The sequence below is a fragment of the Paenibacillus sp. 32O-W genome (assembly GCF_007679495.1).
Taxonomy (GTDB): domain Bacteria; phylum Bacillota; class Bacilli; order Paenibacillales; family NBRC-103111; genus Paenibacillus_L; species Paenibacillus_L residui.
Map to the genome: position 1 here is coordinate 132164 of NZ_VEGP01000003.1, position 19625 is coordinate 151788.

Genomic DNA, 19625 nt, shown 5'->3' on the forward strand with positions numbered 1-19625 from the left:
TAGGTTCATGGCCATCCCGCCCGAAATGCTAGAAATAATCTACGAGCTTCGGTTGTTTAAATTGTTCGTTCCGGATGAGCTCGGGGGAAGGATGACCCCTCTGCCGGAGGCGCTTCAATGGTTCGAACAGTGTTCCTGGGCGGACGGGAGTTTCGGCTGGCTGGTTACGATTGGGGCCGGCGGAGGATTTTTTGTCCCGTATATGGACGCATCGACGGCACGCAGACTGTTCTCCGGCCGGGAAGCGGTGGTAGCCGGAAGCGGCTATCCTTCCGGAACCGCCCGGAGGGTAGAAGGCGGGTATGAGGTGAGCGGCCGTTGGCAATATTGCAGCGGTTCCACCCATGCCACCCTGTTCACGGCTAATGCTTATATTACCGACGAGTCGGATTCTTCCGGACAGAAGATGCGTTCCTTTATTTTCCGTCCTGAGCAGGTGGACATTGTAAGAGATTGGACGGCTTTCGGATTGCGGGCAACCGAGAGTCATACCATTACGGTAGACCGGGTGTTTGTTCCCGAGGAAATGACTTTCGATTTGGCCGGGAAGCCGATTCATTATAACGATCCTATCTATAGCTATCCTTTTCTCCCGTTTGCCCAATCTTCGTTTGCGGCCGTAGCCCTAGGCATTGCGAAGCATTTAGTGGAAGAGGCCAGACGGGTGACGGATCACAACCGGGAAGCCTGGGGGGCGACCGGCCGATATTTTTCGGTCCGCAACAAGATCAAGCAGACGGAAGACCGATGGCAAAGAGCGGCGGATGCATTCTATGGCTGTATACAGCAATCCTGGAATAGACATGTGGAAGGCCTTCCTCATACCGAAGAGCAGCAGCAGGAAGTAAGCCGGGTGTGCAAAACGACCGCAAGCATGGCATTAGCGTGCGGACAGGCCCTATTTCCCTATATGGGGATTCGCTCCGTTATGGAGGATGCACCCATCAATCGAATCTGGAGAGATTTGCAAACCGCCTGCCAGCATTCGCTGCTCGTTTCATTTGATGATTAGATGAAATAGAGGGCTCTACTCCACGGCGGGTTTGTGTAATGCCGCGAAGAAGAGATATACTTAAAGTGAACCAATTATGGGGCAACAATTCCAAAAGCGAGGAGAGACAGACATGAATCATTCCAATGCTCAAGAAACTGTTTATGTCAGCACCTTCACCGATGGAATTTTGGATCCGGCCAAGCCGATGCTGGGACCGGTCCGGGACGGCGGGCATATTGTGGCCAACACGACTCCCGGATGCTGGGGGCCTATGATTACACCGAAGCTTCGCGGCGGGCATGAAGTGACTCAACCGGTGTATGTCGAAGGGGCAGAGGTTGGCGACGCCATTGCGATTCACATCAAGTCGATTCGCGTTACTTCCTTGGCCACTGCATCGGGTAACGACAAGACCGTGGAAGGACGGTTCCTGGGCGACCCGTTCGTAGCCGCCAAGTGTCCGGATTGCGGGACCTTCTATCCCGAGACACGCATTGAAGGGATAGGTCCGGAGGCTATTCGCTGCGCTCAGTGCGGAGCGGATGTTACGCCATTTGTCTTCACTAACGGGTATACGATGGGCTTTGACCAAAGCCGCGAGTTCGGGGTTACCCTTCCGAAAGAGGCGGCCGAACGAATTGCACAGGATGGGCGGCGGTATATGGCCACACCGGGAGGTTCGTGCCAGAACCCGATCGTGACGTTCGCCCCGCACGATATTGTCGGAGCCATTGCGAGGGTCCGTCCTTTCCTGGGACAATTGGGGACAACGCCTGCCCGTCCCTTCCCGGATTCGCATAATGCGGGAGATTTCGGCTCGTTTCTGCTCGGAGCTCCGCATGATTATGCGATGACCAGGGAGCAGCTGGAGGACCGGACAGACGGACATATGGACATTAATCGCGTACGCGAGAATGCGACGTTAATTTGTCCGGTTAAGGTGCCCGGAGGCGGAATTTATCTGGGGGATATGCATGCGATGCAGGGAGACGGGGAAATTGCGGGGCATACGACGGACGTGTCCGGAATCGTCACACTGCAGGTTCGTGTGATCAAAGGCTTGAAGATCGATGGCCCCGTTCTTCTTCCGGTGGAGGAGGATCTTCCATATTTGGCCCGTCCCTATACGCCGGAAGAGAAGAGCCGGGCGCTGCAATTAGCGCAAAGCTGGGGCTTGGACCGGATTGAGGAGACGGCGCCTATTTCGTTCGTCGGTACGGGCGCCAACCTGAATGAAGCGACGGACAACGGCTTGAAGCGGGCGGCCGATACGCTGGGTATTACGGTGCCGGAAGTGTTGAATCGCGCCACCATCACAGGGGCCATTCAAATCGGCCGTCATCCCGGCGTCGTGACGGTCACTTTCCTGGCTCCCATCCCTCTGTTGGACAAAGCCGGACTGGCAGAAGTAGTTCTCGAGCATTATCGTCTCTCTTCTTAATAATATTTGAAGTAGCTGTCTTCAAAGTAGTTTCCAAACTACCGAGAAACGGCCTGAACCGACAAGCGATAAGCTTTCGGAAAAAAAGAGCGAGGCTGGTGGTCAGTTTTCCACTCACACTCGCTCTTATTCTTTCACGGTGACGCTCGTCTTTCCCGGATCCGTAAGGACGTCGCAAAGACGAGCAAAAGTACATTCAAATCCGACCGTTTTCCGCAAAGAGAGCGAAAGACGCTCAAAAGTGCAGGTCGTCGCAAAGACGAGCAAAAGTACATTCAAATCCGACCGTTTTCCGCAAAGAGAGCGAAAGACGCTCAAAAGTGCAGGTCTTTTTGGCAAAATGGGGCGAATTCGCAAAAGTCGCTCTAAAGACCTGCACTATTGCTTTAGATTTAAGCATGTTGCGCCTTTTCCCCAAAAAGACCTGCAGTTTCGCTCTAGAATTTGGTACGGTGCAGCTTTTTTCCAGAAAAGACCTGGACAATCATCTGTCTTTTGCACTATCCGGCGGGGATTGGGCTGTCTACAAGACAAATCCGGTTAAACTGTTCTTTTCAGCAGAGCGGTTAACCGGTCGTCCCTCTTGTATTTGCAGCGATTCGGCGCACCTTCCGCACGGTATAGTTCCAGTTGACTTAAATTCATAACTATGGAATACAAGGTCCCGAACCGATGCTCCTTCAAATTCAGGCATACATGGCCCTTCGTATCCGATAGAATCCGGATAGCATCCTCGACTCCCGGCTGGGGAAGAAGTCTCAATTGCTGCTGAATGGCAGCATATCTTTCCGTTGTTTTGCTCCAGGCCTCCGGTTGTGAGCCGGTAATGTCGGTCATCTCCGGATGAAGATGATGATTGGTGCAAATAAGCGAATTTCCGCCCGCTTCGGGCCTGCGGACACGGATTCGTTCCGGGGAAGCTTCTACTACGGCCATACCGCCTGTCGGGTCAGCCAGTAAGTAATTGCAGCAGAGAGAAGCGGGAAACCCGGACAGGACGCGAACCGCTTCGTCCACCGTACGGCAGTGCTCCAATACATAACGGGTGGCAAAGTAAAAGTGAACACTGGGCTGGCGGAGAGGGCTCGGCACAAGCGTGATGGCTACAGCCAGTCCATGCTCGTTCATGCCGTCCACTTTGCCGATAAAAACGTCTGAATGGCCAATATACCGGAAGCGGCCATTGGGGCTCACCAGCGAGCTGTCCGTATATTTCTTGACATCAAGAAGCATGTCGTAGTTCCTTCCGACGATCATATCGCTGCCGTTCCATACGGCAAAAATACTGCATTGAGGAGATTGACCGAAGAGGCCTACCGTCAGCAGGAAAGAGCTTACTTGCTCGAAGGAAGCCGCACAGCCGTCTGCAAACCCTTGAATTTCCGCAATCGCTCCTGGATAATAAGCCTTCAGTATCGTGCTGCTTTCCTCTCCGAATGCCAGCTTCTCCGGCGAAACCTCGGGAAAGCGGAATCCGTTCTTGTGCAGCAGGCTTCCATAGCGATAGCCCATTTCATAATAATCTCCGCGTAATCTGGAATGATACATTTTACAATTTTACCCCTTTCGATCAGGTTAGGGCACAATCAGAGTGGGACCGGCTCCCCAACCATAAAACATTGACACAAACCGGCCTCATGCATAATAATAAACCCTCCGGCAGCCGGAGGGTCAATCGCTGTTGACAGGAATATAGAGCCTGGTTACGAAGGAAAGGGGGCTAAGCTGAAGGTTCGGCTTGATGCAGCGGAAATCGCGGCTGTTTCTCAAAGGAGGGAGCAGCCCGGTAATATACATTTCGAACGGGCGTCCCACGATGGTGTATCCTTTGGACCGGATATAATCGATCAGCCTGGCGTAACCGAAGGGGAGCTCGGAATACGGACCTTTGATCTCAACGCCGACATGCTTGCCTCCTTTCATGCTTCGGGTTCCGGGCAGCCCGGAGAAGGAATGCTGAACGGCGAGGCCAACCTCCAACTCCGTACAAGCCGGATCTATTTCATCATCATGGAATATCGTCATGAGCCTGGCATCGTCTTCCACTTCGAGCTTCAGAGCGTATAATCTTTCCAACAGGGTTCGGACAAGATCATCGATACCGGAAATTGGAACAGCTTCACGGATGCTGTAAATCCATGTGTCCTTCCTCATTTCTTCAAAGCAATCGGAAATCGTCGAAACCGGCATAAGCGGCTTGTTGGTTTCCAGCTCGTTCAATAAGGACAAGATGTTATTCTTCGTTTGCCTAAGCTCCTCGATGCTTCGCTCGACCTCGTGAATACTTTCGGTCAGAATCGTTCTCGATGTCACCGGGTTGTCGGCGTTGAGCCATTCGGCGATCCTGTTCAGCGGCAATCGGCAATCCTTCAGGCGCCGGATCTGCAGGGCCGTTCGAATTTGCCCGTAATCATAATAACGGTAGCCCGTCTCCGGATCGATACGGGCGGGCTTTAATAATCCGACTTCGTCATAATGATGAAAGGTCTTGACCGACATGCCGCAAATTCGGGAAAATTGGCCGACAGAGTACATATAGGGCTTCCTTTCTTCATTAAAATCGAGACAACGGACAAGATGACGGCAATCGTTGTTTATTTTCGGCGTATCTGCAGATAGACCACCGTCAGAAGGCTTAAAGCCAATGTATACAGCGAAGGCCAGACCAGCTTGGCAATAGCCGGCGCTTCGCCCAAAGCGTCGAAATTCATCAAGGTGTCGATGATAGGCGAAGCCGGCGGAACTACCCACAATAACCAGCGGAGGGTCGAAGGCAGCCATTCGGCCAGACCGGGTGCGGCCAGCGACAAGGTCAACGCAAGCACCAACCCGCCCAGCTTGGAGATAAGCTGGCTGCCGATCTTGGAACAGAACAGGGCCGTCAGCACAATCGCCATCCAGGTGAACAGCAAATGACCGTACAGGGAGACTGCAATCTCAATCGCCGTCGGCTGGCGGTCGAAGCCCCCGAGGATAATAGGATACAGTACTGCGACCAGCGTTAAGGGCAGGGCCGCCGCCCATACGGCAGCCATCCGGCTGCTATGATAACGGATTCCGCTGCGGGAATGCATCAGGGTCAACTGCTGTTGGGCCGGGGGCTCCGCCGAATAGAAGTTAAAAGCCAGCCAAGCGGCCACCAAAAACAAGCAGACGGAAGTGCTGGCATAGCTGCTCATGACCGGATTAGGAATCATGGAATAAATCCAGGCAATAAAGATGAGATATAAGGTCATCGGAGCAAAGTAACGGTAGCTTCGGGCAAAAAGCTGCAGTTGGTAACGAATCAAGGCCAGCATCGGGCTCATGGACGATCCCCTCCCGACTCCCGGCTTACGGTTACGATCGACCCGCCTCTGTCCAGCAGCTCCCTCAGCAAGGAATCGCTGTATCCGGCATCTACTTTGAGTTCAATGCCGTTCTCTCCCTCGGCTACTTCCAGGACCCCGGGTCTGCCGGACCAGCCTTCGAGTTCACCGAATCCGATCTGTCTGACTATAATATAGACAACTGAGGAAAGCTCTTCCTTGGAAGGATTCGTTTCGATGCGGGTCTGATGAATCCGGATCGTCCGGTCTGCGAGCTTCTCCCAGAGGATCGCTTCATGACAAGCGAACAGGAGAGTAACTCCTTGTGCCTTCAACTGAAGGAACATCTCCAGCAAATCGTTCTCGGAATCCTCGTCCAAGCCGGATAAAGGCTCGTCCATTATAAGCAGCTCCGGGTTCTCCAGTACGGCCTGAACGATGGCCAGCTTTTGCAGCATTCCTTTGGAAAAATATCGTATCCAGGTGCGTCCCGCATTCTCCAGACGGGCTCTCTGCAGCAGCCCGGGAATTTTGCGCCGCAGGAGGGCTTTGTCCATCCCTCTTATTTGTCCCATATGCATTAAATATTCAAATGCGTTAAAAGGCAGCTTCGGAAAACGGTCAGGCACCCAGCCGATGACCGGCTTCGGGTTGCTGAAATAACGGACTTTGCCCTCTGTAGGAGAGGAGAGACCGGCAATCAGACGCAGCAAGGTGCTTTTGCCCGAACCGTTCGGGCCAATTACGGCCAGCGACTGCCCTTTATAGACGGATAAATTCATCTTGTCCAGAATCGGCTTTGAACCGAAGCGCATACTGACTTGCTCCAATTGAACTAGCAGCTCCATTAAATTCCGTGCCTCCAAATTGATGGTGTGATATTCAAATGATTTCGGATTGGGTTTCAAACGGCAACGATTTAAGCCATTTCCGGCCGCCACTAGTATTTTACAGGATTGGGCGGAGGAAGTCATTCCGCCTGCCGGACAATTTGTCATGAAATTACTGTGTTGACACCTGATTCCAGCGGTGATAAGATATCGTTAACTATATATCCGACTAAATAAATGGGATTAGTTGGTCGACCGGACCTCCGGAGACACAACCCGAATGTGACGTGTAGTGGTGTGTGTCTTTTTTGTTATATATTTGTCAACTCGTAACGAAGATGGAAGCTTGAAGCAGAAGGGAAGAGATCAGAGGATAATCGTATGCGGGATATTCTGAGCTTGGCGTGAATGCTTCAACCATCACCGGATTTTAAGAGAAGACAGCGGGAAGTCGGCTTCTCGATGTAAAAATGAAGGAGGAGGGAGAACGGTGACGAAACCGTTACAAATCGATGAGGTATGGGCAAATCGAATTATTGCCAGTGTGAGCGGGCTGGAGTATGGATGTGTGCAAATCATAGTCCATGATGGGAAGATTGTGCAGATCGAACGAACCGAGCGCAAGCGGTTTGATTCCAATCCTTCCCATTCCGGAGAACGGAAATCGGGAAATACAAGCAAGGGCAATGCCAGGCCTAAATCATGAAGCCACTTTCATTTGCAAAAGGACGCTGTCAGGCGTCTTTTTTTGTTTCATGCCCTAACCAATAGAAAGAGCCGATTCGGGAATACAATAGCCGCCGGAGGGTGTGCACTCGGCGTGCAGCTCATCCAGCGGCCGGATTTGGAGCTTGATTCCTTCCAGAGTGCCATGCTTGCTTCTACTCCTTGATGGCCCCCAGAACGACTCCCTTGACAAAATATTTCTGAAGGAACGGATAGACGGCCAGAATAGGGAGGGCGCCGATAAAGATTTGCGCCGCCTTGACGGTTTTGTTGGAGACCCGTGCGTTGGCGCGAGAGGTTGGGGGAAAATTCCATTACGGTTAACTGTATTACTCCCGGAGCCGTTCTGACGGAAACGGAATATGAGAAGGTGAGCCGGGAGATGATCGAGGAAAGTGCTGTTTTCCTAGCCAAGGCGCAGTGCTTCTCCAGACGCGAAGTCGCAGCGGACGTCGAAGGAGCCTTTGTCTTCCTCGCCTCATCGGACAGCGATTTTATAACCGGGCAAACGCTGAATGTGGATGGCGGCTGGATGCTGCATTAACCTAAAACTCGAAGGGAGGGGGATTTATGCGCCAGGAGCCGGAATGTCTGTTGCATCGGGCTGCATTACTCGGAGAAGGCCCATGCTGGGACGCAGCCCGCAACCGATTGCTGTGGGTGGACATCACAGGCAAGGCCCTGCATCTATATGATCCGGAGAAGCACGAGGATACCGTGCATTCCTTCGGGCAATTTGTCGGGGCGGCGGTACCGTCGGAGGACGGTAGCTTGCTGCTGGCTCTGCAGGATGGATTTTACCGGTACGATGAACACGACAGGTCGCTTGCAAGGATAGCCGCTCCGGAGAAGCATCTGCCGGACAATCGGATGAATGATGGCAAATGCGATCCGGCGGGACGTTTTTGGGCGGGCACGATGAGTATGACAGGAAAGCCTGAAGCAGGAAGTCTTTATTGCCTGCATTCCGATTTCACCCTGACGCGGGAAGTCTCGAACGTTAGCATTTCTAACGGGCTGGGCTGGAGCCCCGACGGGAAGACGATGTATTACATCGACACAATCGCGGGACAGGTATATGCTTTCGATTATGAATTGGCTACCGGGAGGATTGACGGCCGCCGAACGCTGCTGGAAATTGCGCGGGAGGACGGGCTTCCCGACGGCATGACGGTGGATGAGGAAGGGGCGCTCTGGATAGCCCATTGGGGCGGGGGCAAAGTATCCCGTTACGATCCTACCAGCCGACAATTGCTGGAGGAGATTAAGGTTCCGGCCCGTTTGGTGACGTCTTGCGCTTTCGGAGGTCCCGAACTCGATGAACTGTATATTACAACAGCGAGAGACGAGGAAGCGGATGATTGCCACGGAGGCAGCTTGTTCCGGGTGAAGCTGAACGTCAGAGGCCTTCCGTCAGCCTCCTTTCGTCCGACCGCCGGCGGAAGCCGGCCATTAGCCCTTTACTAATGCTGAAGAAGGGATGAACGGATCGGTTCACGTACAAACTGCTCTTTATTTGAGAGAGGAGGAAGAACATGGGATCGCGATTTTTCTCGAAAGGTGTAGCTGTCATCTTATCGGCGATGTTATTGGCGGGCTCTTTCCCGAGCGGGTCAGCGGGCGCTGCCCCCGGAAGTGCAGAAAAGAGTAATGAGAGCTCTGCTCTCGATATCTCACAGGAGGGCAACGTGAGGGGGTCCAGCGACATTGTGGCGGGGAATGGAGAAATCTCCGTTACGGAAGCGAGCTATGGGGCGGATAGCCGCAGTGTTTTCGAAACAAGCGCCGTGCCGGAGCTGCCGGATTCCACCACCGCTGTAGCGGGGAAGACCGGTGGCGACCCCGGAATGAAAGCCTCGGTGCGGTATTCCATAGTTGAAGGCACGCCGTTAATTAAGATGGAAATTACGCTCGATAACCGGACGGGAAGCGATTTTAACGGAAATTTCGGGTATATTATCGATCCCGATCAGCCGGGAGAGCAGCATAGCTACCTGCCGGGAAGAAATTGGGTGTACAGTCAGGAGAAGAATGCGATCAGAAGCGGATGGACAGATAACTATCTGTTCAACGGAATCAACAACGCCTTCACCGGGAAAACAGCCCATGCGATCCTCTGGCCGAACGAGCAGCAGCCCGAAATCATTATGCATGAGGCTATATTCATGGGGGTTTGGTTCCCGGCGGTGATCCCCGACGGCGAGAGCCAAAGCTATGTGATCTACCATTTGCCTCATGTCGCCGGCCCTGCGGATAAGCCCTACGCCGCGGCAGAATTCTGGGCGCAATTCATCCGGGATCATGGTCAGGCCGAAGAGTACGGGAGCATAACCGGCTCAGTGACGGATGAGGCGGGGGCCCCTGTGCCTTTTACAGAAATAGTGGCTGCGGACGAGAACGGAGCCCTCTACGCAAGAGCGGTAACTAATCGTGAGGGCAAATACCAGATTTTTGCGAAGAAGGGCGTCTATCGGATCACTCCTGTAAATGAAGAGTACTCGGTAGAAGGCCGAATCGTCGAAATTGGGGAGATAAGAAGGATACAAGCGGACTTTACGATGAAAAAGTATGCGGAGGTCAGGGTTGAGCTGCCTTCGGAACTCGTGGCGGAGACACCGTTTGAGATCACAATGACCGTGCAGAATCTGACCGATGCCCCTTTGCAAAATGTTGCCCTGGAGGTACATCCTCCATATTTTGTCCATTTGCTGGACGAGGGAAGCCTGGAAATCCCGGTTATAGATGCCCGTGCGCAGGCGGTAAGGAAGGTCCGTGCGGTGGCGTTGGAAGGCGGAAGGTCTGTTATCCAGGCCAAAGTATCCACAGATATTTTTAATCTGACGGGCACTAGCAGCTTTGATGTCCGCAGGGCAGGGTATTATGGCGGAGACAATCATTCCCATACGAAGCACAGTGACGGAGTTCATACCGTAGCCGAAAACTCCGCCAGCGTTTATAATAACCGGCTGTTGTCCTGGCTATGGAGCTCCGATCATAATACCGACTCGCAGGGGCCGGATACGGATGCGGTTACCGAGAGCTATAACGGACGCTTCCTCAGTCTACCGGCTGCGGAAATCACTACGAAATCAGGCCATGCGCTGGCCTTCGGAATAAACGGCGTCCCGAGATATGACATTAACGACCCGGAATCCGGCTACAGCTGGCAGGACAGCATCGATGAAGTGACAGGCCAAGGCGGTCTGTTCTATATCGCCCATCCCTTCGACCAAACCTATACGTTCCGGAATCCGTATCAGTGGACGGGGTTTACCGGGGTGGAAGTGTGGAACGGCACCTGGCACGCCCTGGACAACGGAGTGAATGAGCGGGCGTTCCGTTTCTGGGACGAAATCAATATTCGCGGAGACGGGAAATATTACGGAATCGCCAACTCCGACGGCCATACCAAAGATAAAGTAGGAGATCCTTATATCAAAGGCAAGATAGGGGGGCTTTCCAAGCAGAATGTTCTGGAGCTGCTGAGGAACGGAGGCTATTACGGCTCCAATGGACCGGAGCTCAGATTCAGCATCGGCGGAGTCGACATGGGAGGAACCCTTCAACTGGAAAGCGCCGGCCATATGCCGTTTCAGCTTCAGGCCTTTGATCCTAACTCTAATCTGACCAGCGTCCGCGTCATTAAATATCCGGTAACCGGTGATATCGCGGATTATGCCCGCAGAGAGATTGTTTTTGAAGAGGACCTTACGGGCCGGCAAACGAACACCTTCTCCAAGACGATTCCTTTGCCTGTGACGGATAAGGAATTTTACCGTATGGAGGTGCGCAGTGAGAAGGCACAGGAGAATAGCTCCGGCATCGGCCCTTTGGCCGGCACGGGCTTCGCTTTTTCCAATCCGGTCTGGGTGGAGCTCTCCGGTTCTTCCAACTCTGCGGCCATCGAGTCCATTTCTTATAAAAATAAAACCAAGTATAAGCTGCTCCCGACATTCGGGGTGAACCGCTTGGAGGTGTATGACAACCGTTTCGATCCTAAGAAGCTGTCGGTCATCACAAGCAGCGGGGCAAAAGAAACGTCCATCCATTATACCGAGCTGGTGAGCGGCACCAGAAGCGTCGGTCTGCTGAAGATAAGCGTGACGGCCAAGGATGGAACGCGGAAAGATTATTCCTACGTGGTGGACACCATTAGTGTTCGGGATAAACAAAATCAAGGGCGATAATGGTCTCGGCCTCTTACAATCAAAAACAAACGATAAAATCACCGCTTGCCTCTGAGTCCGGCTCCGTTAGGCAGATAGTTAGGGAAAAGATCAGCTGACTCAAGCACCTCGGTTACCACATAGTTCAAAGAAACCTCAGAACCCGCAATACATGGGCTTCTGAGGTTTTTTTGCACGGAAATGATTGTATCATCGCAGGCTTTTGGTTTAAATAATCAATAAACGGTTGTGCTTCTTTTCTATTATCGGTATGCTTGGCAAGAGCAATCAGATTTGTCCGGTACAGCTTCTCCAGGTCAAGCGGCTCGATCCATTCGGACCCGTGCTGCCGCCGTAAGGAAAGACTGACCGGTTTGCTTTTCCGGAAAATGATTTACCCCCAAAATAACGAATGCTATAAACGGTTATGCCGTTTTTGATGTGTCTTATAAGATGGCAGGAAGGAGGACCGCTGATGCGGAATATGACGGACGAGCAGCTGATGGATCTGGTAAGGGACAAGTCCCGTGCGGCTCTGGAAGAATTGTATGACCGCTATGTGCGTCTCGTTTATTCGTTTGCCTTGAAGGCCTCGCAGAATGAACAGACGGCCAGGGAAATCGTTCAACTGGTCTTTACCCGATTGTGGTCTACGGAGAAAGGATACCATTCGCACAAAGGGCGGTTCGCCAGTTGGCTGCTTACGGTCACCCGCAACCTGACGATGGATTATATCCGGAAACAGAGAAATGCGTACAAGACCGTTCTAATCGATGAAGAGGATTGGGAGCGGATGCCATCCCGTTCTTCCAACCCGACAGGAAACGCAGAGCTGCGCAAAATGATCAGACGGCAAATAAGTGAGGCCTATCGCTGGCTGTCCGCCAGTCAAATCGAGTTGCTTCAGCAGTTGTACTGGGAAGGTTATTCGCTTGCGGAAATTGCACGGATGCAGGGTGAGCCGCTTGGTACGGTGAAGAGCCGGCTTCATCAAACGTTAAAAATATTGCGCAAACATCTGAAGATGGAATGGGAGGGGGGAAGATATGGATCACCGGAACGATGAATGTTCTCTGCTCATAGCCTATGTCGCCGGAGAATGTGGAGAGGAAGACCGGGTACGCTTTGAGCGGCATTTGCTGTACTGCCTTGCCTGCCGGCAAGAAGCGCGGGAGTTAAAGCAGGTCTGGACGGCATTGGCTTTGCAAGCAGAGGAAGAGGAAGTGCCGGCGGATTTGAAGACGCAGGTGATAAGTTCTCTATTTCCCGATGAGCAAACAGAGCCGAAACCGGAGCCGATCCCAGCCCTTGTCCCTGCCTTCCAACTCTCCCGTGTGGAGACTGCCCGCAGACGGAAAGAGGAGCGGCGCCGGGCGAGATGGAAATGGGAGCGTTATGCTCCGCGGTTCTATAAATCTGCCTCGGTCTTGCTAATTGGGGCGCTTCTGGTCTCCCTGAGCGGGAATGTCAAGATGCACGAGCAACTGACGGCTGTACGGGAGCCCTCCCGGCCTGCTGTTGTGGCGGCGCACCCGGTCCCCACGCAAGTAATCAAGATTTATAATCTGAAATCGACGGATGCCTCCATGGATACGGCCGAAGGCACAGTCTGGCTGTTGAGGCAGGGGGCGGAGGTAGAGATCGTCGGCAGCTTCGCAGGACTGGCGGCCAATCAGGCAGGGGACGCTTATCAGGTCTGGCTCATTCACGAAGGGGAGCGGCAGAGTGCCGGGACGTTCCAGGTGGATGCGCTGGGCCGTGGCGCGATTGCGTACCATATGGATAGTCCGGATTTGCCGTTCGATTCGATAGACATAACCTTGGAGCCGGACTCCCATGGATCGGTGCCGAGAGGCAAGACAGTGTTAGGTACTTAGCGGATTGCGGACTCTGCTGAATAGGAAGAACTAATAATAGAAACGAAAATTTTAGTTGATCAATCCGGATGCTTTGAATTACAATATCTGTTAATAAAGCTACCTTTAAAACCGGGTTATTCATTTGTGGAAATAGCTCCGTGAGGAGCTTTTCTTATTGCGCGTAAACTCTTAAAGGAGGTGAGACGGTGGTCCTCCTGATTGCTTACGCCCCCAAGTAAAAAATTCAATTACTTGGGGGGAGACCATTGTCCGTTTGGAAATTATTATCGGGGCATCATGTATTCAGGCGTTATTTGACCGCGCTGTTAATTTGGGATTTGACGAAGTGGATCTTGGCCGCCGTCATTCCGTTGTTTTTAAACGACCGATACGGTATAGGCAAAGAATTTGTCTCGGGAATGGTTATGGAGCTGCTTCCGGGAATAGTGCTCGGCCCGATCGTCGGGGTGTGGATTGATCGGTGGGGGGCCAAGCGGATGACAACGTTGGATGTGCTATCGTACAGCCTGCTCATTGCCATTCTGCCGTTTACACAGCAATTATGGCATGTTCAGTTCGCACTGCTGGCCATAGGTATTTCACAGACGATCGGCTCGCCGGCTTCCTTGACCCTGCGCGCATCGGTCATTCCTAAAGGGGAAGAAATCCAGGGCAATTCCTTGGTGCTGGGGATCGACAGGCTGTCTAAAATTGTCGGCCCGCTGCTTGGGAGCCTGATGATTATTATCCTCGATTATACGAAGGTCATGCTGATCTGTTCGGTAATGGGGCTGCTGTCGTTTGTGTTATTTAGTATGGTACATGTCCCGGAGAGAAGGAAAACGCAGAATTCCACACATCAAGGGACGGGATTCAATCGGGAGATGCTTCGTCTGCTGTTTAAAGACCGGCTCATCTTGGGCCTGGTGATCACGGCACTCGGTTACTCGCTTACTCTCGGAATATTGAAACTGTATCTGCTTACGACAGCGGGCAGTTATGGGAACGTGGAGCTGTATTGGGGGCTGTTGCTGGCCGCACAAGGCCTGGGTGCTTTGGTGGGAGCCATCGGATGCCATACCGTCATCTCCCGTTGTCGGAACAGATTTTCCATTACCGCTATCTATATGGTGTTCGGCCTGGGAGAAGCGGTTTTGCTGGCCGGGTTAAGCCTGCCTTTCGGGCTTGTCTGGTCCTTGTTCATCCTGATTGTGGCCGCTATATTCGAAATTATGGCTACGATCATCTATTTTTCGATTCTGCAATCCAGGATCGATCTGGGCATGCAGGGCAGATTTAACAGCATCACGCTGCCTATGCAGGACGCTTCCTATATGGCCGGTTTTTCGCTATTTGGTCTGCTGAATGGAGCGATGGCAGCGAATGGCTTGCTGTGGTTCGGCTTGAGTATCATCCTTCTGTGCCATCTGCCGTTTATGGCGGCATTTTTTAAACATAAGGAGGATGCCGGCGGAGGACTGCCCGAACCCAATTCGAATTCCGGCGGTTCCCGGCAGGCAGAGTCTTAATTGGTCAAGCAAGTCCGACATACCTCAGCTGATACTGGCTGCAGACGGGGGATTGAAAGCATGGGATTTAATAACGGGCAGCGGTAACGCTGCCCGTTGTATTCATCGCGGGTTATTAATATTCTATATGACGATTTCGCCTGATCCAATAGACCGCGATTAGGGGTAAGTTTACACGCCGACTCTTATCGGAGTAAGGACGGAATACTTTCGAAGGCATTCCTGTTAAAAAAAGTCCAAAGCTCTCGCTTTAATGCTTTTATCATACTCCGACGGGCTCATGCCGGTACATTTTTTAAAATGTCTGGAAAAATAATGGACGCTGCTGTATCCCAGCTTTTCCGCAATTTGAGTATAATTCATCGTTTCCTCGCGAATGTATTGCTTCGCTTTATCAATCTTCAGTTTGTTCTGGTATTCCGATAAGGTATAGCCCGTTTCCTTCTTGAACAATAATTTCAGGCGAGTGGCCCCGACATGGGCATGCCGGCATATTTCTTCCAGGGTCGGGTTTCCGGAGAGATGGTTTTCCATATAGCGTATAACGCTGTTTGCGATGGACGCCTCTGTTTTCTCTTTGGCTCCCGTGGAAAGTCGGGGCTCGCGGCTGAGCAAATTGTCGTTGCGGAACAACTGGATCAGCAGCCATTCCAAATAAATTTTGACCATCTGCTCTGAGCCGAATTCCGCCGGGCTTCTCTTGACCAGAAGCGCCGACTTATTCCCGTAAGAGCGGTCGAATGCGAGCCGTCCTTCATGAAGCAGGGAAGACAGTATCGCTCTTTCGCGATCTCCCAGATGAAAACATTTATCTTTAAAGTAATTCATCGCCGGGGAATGGCACTCGAAGCAGACAATCATGATGTTGGGCGCACTATGCCCGTTTCCTTTCAAGCTATGGATTTCGTTAGGGGTGTAGAATACCAGGTCCCCCTGCCTTAAATGAAGCGTATGCTTTCCCGCCGTAATCTCCGCCTCGCCTTTATCCATATATAAAAACTCCCAAAAATCATGCTTTTCTCCCGGAAAAAACGAGTTCTTGGGCAGTTCCGAATAATGGAAGGAAATAATTTGATTCACCGTGAATTCTTCCTTAAGGCGGAGTCTGACGTAGTGCATTCCAATCACCTCATCTACAGACATTACCTAATATTTTACATCAATTCTGCGGTTTGGAAAACGGTTTCCTCCGGGTGGATTCAATAAAGTCTATGCTGCAAAAATGCAAATAAATCGTCCGGAAAGTTAAAGATTTAGGCGGAGATTTGCTTTAGGATGATAGACAAATGGGACGATAGGGGGAACCGAATTGAGAAAAGTACGGACAGCCGTCGTCGGGCTGAATATGGGCTTGCAGCATGCTTATGCTTATCATGCGGCAGAACAAGCCGAACTGACTTGGGTGATCGATTTGGAGGAAGAGAAGGCGGCCCGTGTCGCCAAGGAGCTGGGCTGCCGCTATACGACGGATTGGTCTGCGATTATCGATGATATTGATGCAGTCAGCCTATGCACGCCTCATCATTTACATGCCCCTCAAGCATTGCAGGCCATGGCCGCAGGCAAGCATGTGCTGCTGGAGAAGCCGTTAGCTACGACGAAAGCGGATTCGCTCCGCATCATCCATGCAGCGGAAGAGCACAATGTGGTTTTTATGATGGCTTACATAGTCCGATATTTGCCGATTGTTCGCAGGCTTAAAGAAATCGTGGAGAAGAAGGAATTCGGAGAAGTATTCAGCGCGCAGTGCTGGATACAGGCCTACCTGCCCCCGGCGCCGGGAACCTGGATCTCGCGCAGAGAGACGTTAGGCGGAGGGGTTCTGTTCAGCCATGGGTGTCATTATGTCGACCTGCTCATATGGCTGCTCGGCCATCCGACCATCTCGGCGGCGGTTGGAACGAACCTCGGAACCGAATGGATGGAGGGGGAGGGGACTGCCCACAGCATTATGAAATTTGAAAGCGGCGCTGTCGCCCATCTGGTTACAAGCTGGGGGATGAAATACAAGGAATCTCCGGCCCTGCTTCACCTTCATACTCCCGATGCGCTGATCGCGTTTGACATGAGAACCATAGATGTTATCGATAAGCAGGGAAAAAGGACCGTATTTGGCCCTGTAGATAAAATACCGGAGGACAGGGGAACGAACGCCGTTTTTCAGGTTGAGCATTTTTTGGACTGTATCATTAATGGCAAAACACCGGAAACGGATGGATGGGAATCCTTGAAGTCCCACCAGGCGATTTGGGACATGTATTCTTTCGAAGAAAACCATAGCCAATAACCCAGGATGAGGTGAATTAAATGATTAAAGCTGGCATTATCGGATGCGGCTTGATGGGAACGCTTCATGCACGGACATTAAGCGGTATGCCCGGGGTGAAGGTGACGGCGGTGCATAACCGGACTAGGGAGAAAGCGGACAGCTTGGCCCAGGAAATTGGTGCATCGGTCTATGATAGAGCCGAAGATCTGCTGGAGCAGGATTTGGATGCGGTATGGGTGGCGACTCCGGATCATCTTCATGCGGAGCTGGCCAAGGCCGTACTTGAATCCGGCAAGCATTTATTTCTGGAGAAGGCGTTGGCCACTTCCTTGGAGGACGGAATGGACATCGTAGAGGCCGGCAAGAAGCACCCGGAGCTGAAGACGATGGTCGGGTACCCTCTGCGCTTCGATCCGGCCTACCGCAAGCTGAAGGAAGCGTTGATGCGTCCGGAGGCGGGAAAGACTCTGCAAGCCTGGTCCATGAGAACGCATTACCTGGACCCCGGCATGAAGGTATATGATAAATACCGCGACCACTATTATGAAACTCCCGATTGGTATTTTAACGAAGCGGAGGCGAAAGGCCCGATCTATTCGCACGGTTCCCACGATTACGATTTGCTTCAATGGATGTGTGGAGAGGTGGAGAGCGTATTTTCCTATGGCGGGACCTATTTGCTGCCACCGGGCAGCGTCGCTGACGGGTTTACGGTAGCCATCCGCTTCCGGAATGGCGGAATAGCCAGTGTCAGCACCCCTTGGATCACACGAGTGGAGTATGATATAACCGGCGTCGCCGCAGAAGGCTTGACTGTTCTGAATAATAACGGGGAAGTAAGGATTCAGGCGGCCGACGGTCCGGAGGAACGAATAACCTTCACCGGAAATGATATGTGGGAACGGATGAACGGGCATTTCATCGACTGTATCCGGGAAGATAGAAGCCCTATGATCTCTTTGGAGGACGGCTTGCGGGCGATTGCCGTTTCGGAGGCGGCCTACAGGTCTCTTAAAGAAAGACGCGAAGTATATGTGGAGCCAATCGCTTAAGGGACAACCCGGTAACGGGATGTCCTCTCCATCCCTCGAAGATCGAAGGCGTTTGTTTGTTGGGTACCCAAATTATGGGAAAAATCAAACGGAAGGAATGGAGCAAAGATGGTGAAGCTGGCCTGTATGACGCTGCCTTATCGGAATGAATCATTGGAGAGAGCATTGGAAGGAATTTCTCGGGCAGGGTATCGATACGTGTCGCTAGGTCTGCCTCATGAAGGAATAGAGGTGCCCGAAGAGGACGATTCAACGGCTCTCGGCAGGCTGGTCACTCTTTGCGAACGGTACGGGTTGGAGCCGGTATGTCTTGTCGGAACCAATCAGTTGGCGCCGGGACAGCCTATCGAACGAGCGCGCCGCCGCTTTGAGGCCGCCAAGGTGTTGGGCGTGAAGGAAATCTTATCCTTGGGTACATGGGGCTACCATCAGTTCCCGGATAGTCCCCTGCCGGAGGAAGAATTAACAAGGACGAACAACCGCTTCGTTACCCGATTTCGGGAAATCGCGGAATGGGCTGAACGTTACGGGATAACGGTGACATTAAAGCCGCATACAGGGAATACGGCGACGGCGGTACATTTGAAGCAGACGTTGGAGGCCATAGGCTCCGACTTCGTGCAGGCCTGCTATGATCCCGGCAATGTCCATTATTATGAAGGAATCCGTTCCGAGGAGGATATGCCGATCATCATTGAACGCCTCTATTCCTTCATTGCCAAGGATCACCGGGGGGCGAGAGCGAACGCCGATTTTCCGGTCCCCGGTGAAGGAGACGTCCGCTTCACGGATTTGTTCCGCCAAATGAAAGAAGCCGGATTTACCGGATCCGTACAGGTGGAAAGAGCGGATGGGGCTCATCCCGGCCCTTGGTCCCCGGTGGAGCTCGATGAGCAGATCCGAAAGGCGAGAACAAGCCTGGAATCTATGCTGAAGGAAGCCGGCTGGTCCGAAGTCTTATAGCCGCGGCGCGCAACCTGAACCTTTGTCAGGGCATGATGCCTTGCGAAGGTTCATTTTTTTTATTCCAAAAGCAGCCTTAAGGTGCTGCCCCATCCGGTTTGCGATTTTCAGCACCGCTCAGCACCGGGGACTTTATGGGCAGCCCGGTCGCCCGCCGGATTGTGTAAAAAGACAATCAAAACTGCAGTTCTTTTTGGGAAAAAGCCGCGCGATACCTTATTCTAAAGCGATAATGCAGGTCTTTTCAGCGATTTTTGCGAAATGGCTCCATTCTGGCAAAAAGACCTGCACATTTGAGCGTCTTTCGCTCTTTTTTGGGAAATGGGGCGGATTCTAATGCACTTTTGGAGCGACCAAGCCTAGGTCGAGTGAGGTAGCAGGTGTGAACCCTGCTTGGAAAGACGCCAACCACGTCGCCAATAACGAGTCTTGGAGCGGGCATGGTAACATGTACGTTTAAGCGTAGACAGATAGGATGTAGGCCTGAA

Annotated in this window: 17 protein-coding genes and 1 pseudogene; 12 read left to right on the top strand and 6 right to left on the bottom strand. The window is 52.4% G+C overall.

What is annotated here, in order from left to right; translation table 11 throughout:
* The first annotated feature begins 25 nt into the window (after positions 1-25).
* Positions 26-1012, top strand: coding sequence for an acyl-CoA dehydrogenase family protein (locus FS806_RS02275; protein WP_260981950.1), 987 nt, complete (start codon positions 26-28; stop codon positions 1010-1012).
* 112 nt (positions 1013-1124) lie between these two features.
* A complete protein-coding gene (locus tag FS806_RS02280; RefSeq protein ID WP_144932758.1) occupies positions 1125-2435 on the top strand; it encodes an acetamidase/formamidase family protein in 1311 nt (436 codons plus the stop codon).
* 540 nt (positions 2436-2975) lie between these two features.
* Here the strand turns inward: FS806_RS02280 and FS806_RS02285 are convergent.
* From FS806_RS02285 to FS806_RS02295, 4 genes are all read right to left on the bottom strand, one after another.
* Complete coding sequence (locus FS806_RS02285; RefSeq protein WP_144932760.1) at positions 2976-3983, bottom strand: C45 family autoproteolytic acyltransferase/hydrolase; 1008 nt, start codon at positions 3981-3983, stop codon at positions 2976-2978.
* Positions 3984-4106: 123 nt separating this feature from the next.
* Positions 4107-4970 carry a MerR family transcriptional regulator gene (locus FS806_RS02290; RefSeq protein ID WP_186328158.1) on the bottom strand — a complete coding sequence of 288 codons (864 nt, stop codon included), beginning with the start codon at positions 4968-4970 and terminating at the stop codon, positions 4107-4109.
* A gap of 59 nt (positions 4971-5029) precedes the next feature.
* The gene (locus FS806_RS25595; protein ID WP_186328159.1) at positions 5030-5743 is read right to left on the bottom strand and encodes a hypothetical protein; all 714 of its coding nucleotides are present in this window, start codon (positions 5741-5743) and stop codon (positions 5030-5032) included.
* Complete coding sequence (locus FS806_RS02295) at positions 5740-6591, bottom strand: ABC transporter ATP-binding protein (RefSeq protein WP_186328160.1); 852 nt, start codon at positions 6589-6591, stop codon at positions 5740-5742. Before FS806_RS02295 ends, FS806_RS25595 begins: the two co-directional genes overlap by 4 nt.
* Before the next feature lie 472 nt (positions 6592-7063).
* Here FS806_RS02295 and FS806_RS02300 point away from each other — a divergent pair, with 472 nt between their 5' ends.
* Entirely contained in the window at positions 7064-7279 is a 216-nt protein-coding gene (locus FS806_RS02300) for a YezD family protein (RefSeq protein ID WP_144932765.1), read from the top strand.
* 175 nt (positions 7280-7454) lie between these two features.
* Here FS806_RS02300 and FS806_RS26520 read toward each other — a convergent pair.
* Positions 7455-7580, bottom strand: a pseudogene (locus tag FS806_RS26520) (carbohydrate ABC transporter permease); the annotation flags it as partial.
* A gap of 17 nt (positions 7581-7597) precedes the next feature.
* Here FS806_RS26520 and FS806_RS02310 point away from each other — a divergent pair.
* From FS806_RS02310 to FS806_RS02335, 6 genes are all read left to right on the top strand, one after another.
* The gene (locus tag FS806_RS02310; protein WP_186328161.1) at positions 7598-7843 is read left to right on the top strand and encodes an SDR family oxidoreductase; all 246 of its coding nucleotides are present in this window, start codon (positions 7598-7600) and stop codon (positions 7841-7843) included.
* A 26-nt stretch (positions 7844-7869) separates the two neighbouring features.
* Positions 7870-8766, top strand: a complete 897-nt coding sequence (locus FS806_RS02315) for an SMP-30/gluconolactonase/LRE family protein (RefSeq protein WP_144932769.1) — start codon at positions 7870-7872, stop codon at positions 8764-8766.
* Positions 8767-8834: 68 nt separating this feature from the next.
* Positions 8835-11486: a CehA/McbA family metallohydrolase gene (locus tag FS806_RS02320; RefSeq protein ID WP_144932771.1), complete on the top strand. Its 2652-nt coding sequence runs from the start codon at positions 8835-8837 to the stop codon at positions 11484-11486.
* 454 nt (positions 11487-11940) lie between these two features.
* On the top strand, positions 11941-12531 hold the full coding sequence (locus tag FS806_RS02325; protein WP_144932773.1) for an RNA polymerase sigma factor: 591 nt from the start codon (positions 11941-11943) through the stop codon (positions 12529-12531).
* Positions 12512-13342: an anti-sigma factor gene (locus FS806_RS02330; RefSeq protein ID WP_144932799.1), complete on the top strand. Its 831-nt coding sequence runs from the start codon at positions 12512-12514 to the stop codon at positions 13340-13342. Before FS806_RS02325 ends, FS806_RS02330 begins: the two co-directional genes overlap by 20 nt.
* A 248-nt stretch (positions 13343-13590) precedes the next feature.
* Positions 13591-14853: an MFS transporter gene (locus tag FS806_RS02335; RefSeq protein WP_186328162.1), complete on the top strand. Its 1263-nt coding sequence runs from the start codon at positions 13591-13593 to the stop codon at positions 14851-14853.
* Positions 14854-15078: 225 nt separating this feature from the next.
* Here the strand turns inward: FS806_RS02335 and FS806_RS02340 are convergent, their stop codons facing one another.
* Positions 15079-15972, bottom strand: coding sequence for an AraC family transcriptional regulator (locus tag FS806_RS02340; RefSeq protein WP_186328163.1), 894 nt, complete (start codon positions 15970-15972; stop codon positions 15079-15081).
* Between the two features lie 190 nt (positions 15973-16162).
* Between FS806_RS02340 and FS806_RS02345 the strand changes: the two genes are divergently transcribed.
* The 3 genes from FS806_RS02345 (at position 16163) to FS806_RS02355 (ending at position 19137) form a co-directional block, all read left to right on the top strand.
* Positions 16163-17140, top strand: coding sequence for a Gfo/Idh/MocA family protein (locus FS806_RS02345; RefSeq protein ID WP_144932779.1), 978 nt, complete (start codon positions 16163-16165; stop codon positions 17138-17140).
* Positions 17141-17160: 20 nt separating this feature from the next.
* Positions 17161-18174: a Gfo/Idh/MocA family protein gene (locus tag FS806_RS02350; protein WP_144932781.1), complete on the top strand. Its 1014-nt coding sequence runs from the start codon at positions 17161-17163 to the stop codon at positions 18172-18174.
* 108 nt (positions 18175-18282) lie between these two features.
* Positions 18283-19137 carry a sugar phosphate isomerase/epimerase family protein gene (locus FS806_RS02355; RefSeq protein WP_144932783.1) on the top strand — a complete coding sequence of 285 codons (855 nt, stop codon included), beginning with the start codon at positions 18283-18285 and terminating at the stop codon, positions 19135-19137.
* The last annotated feature ends 488 nt before the right edge of the window (positions 19138-19625 follow it).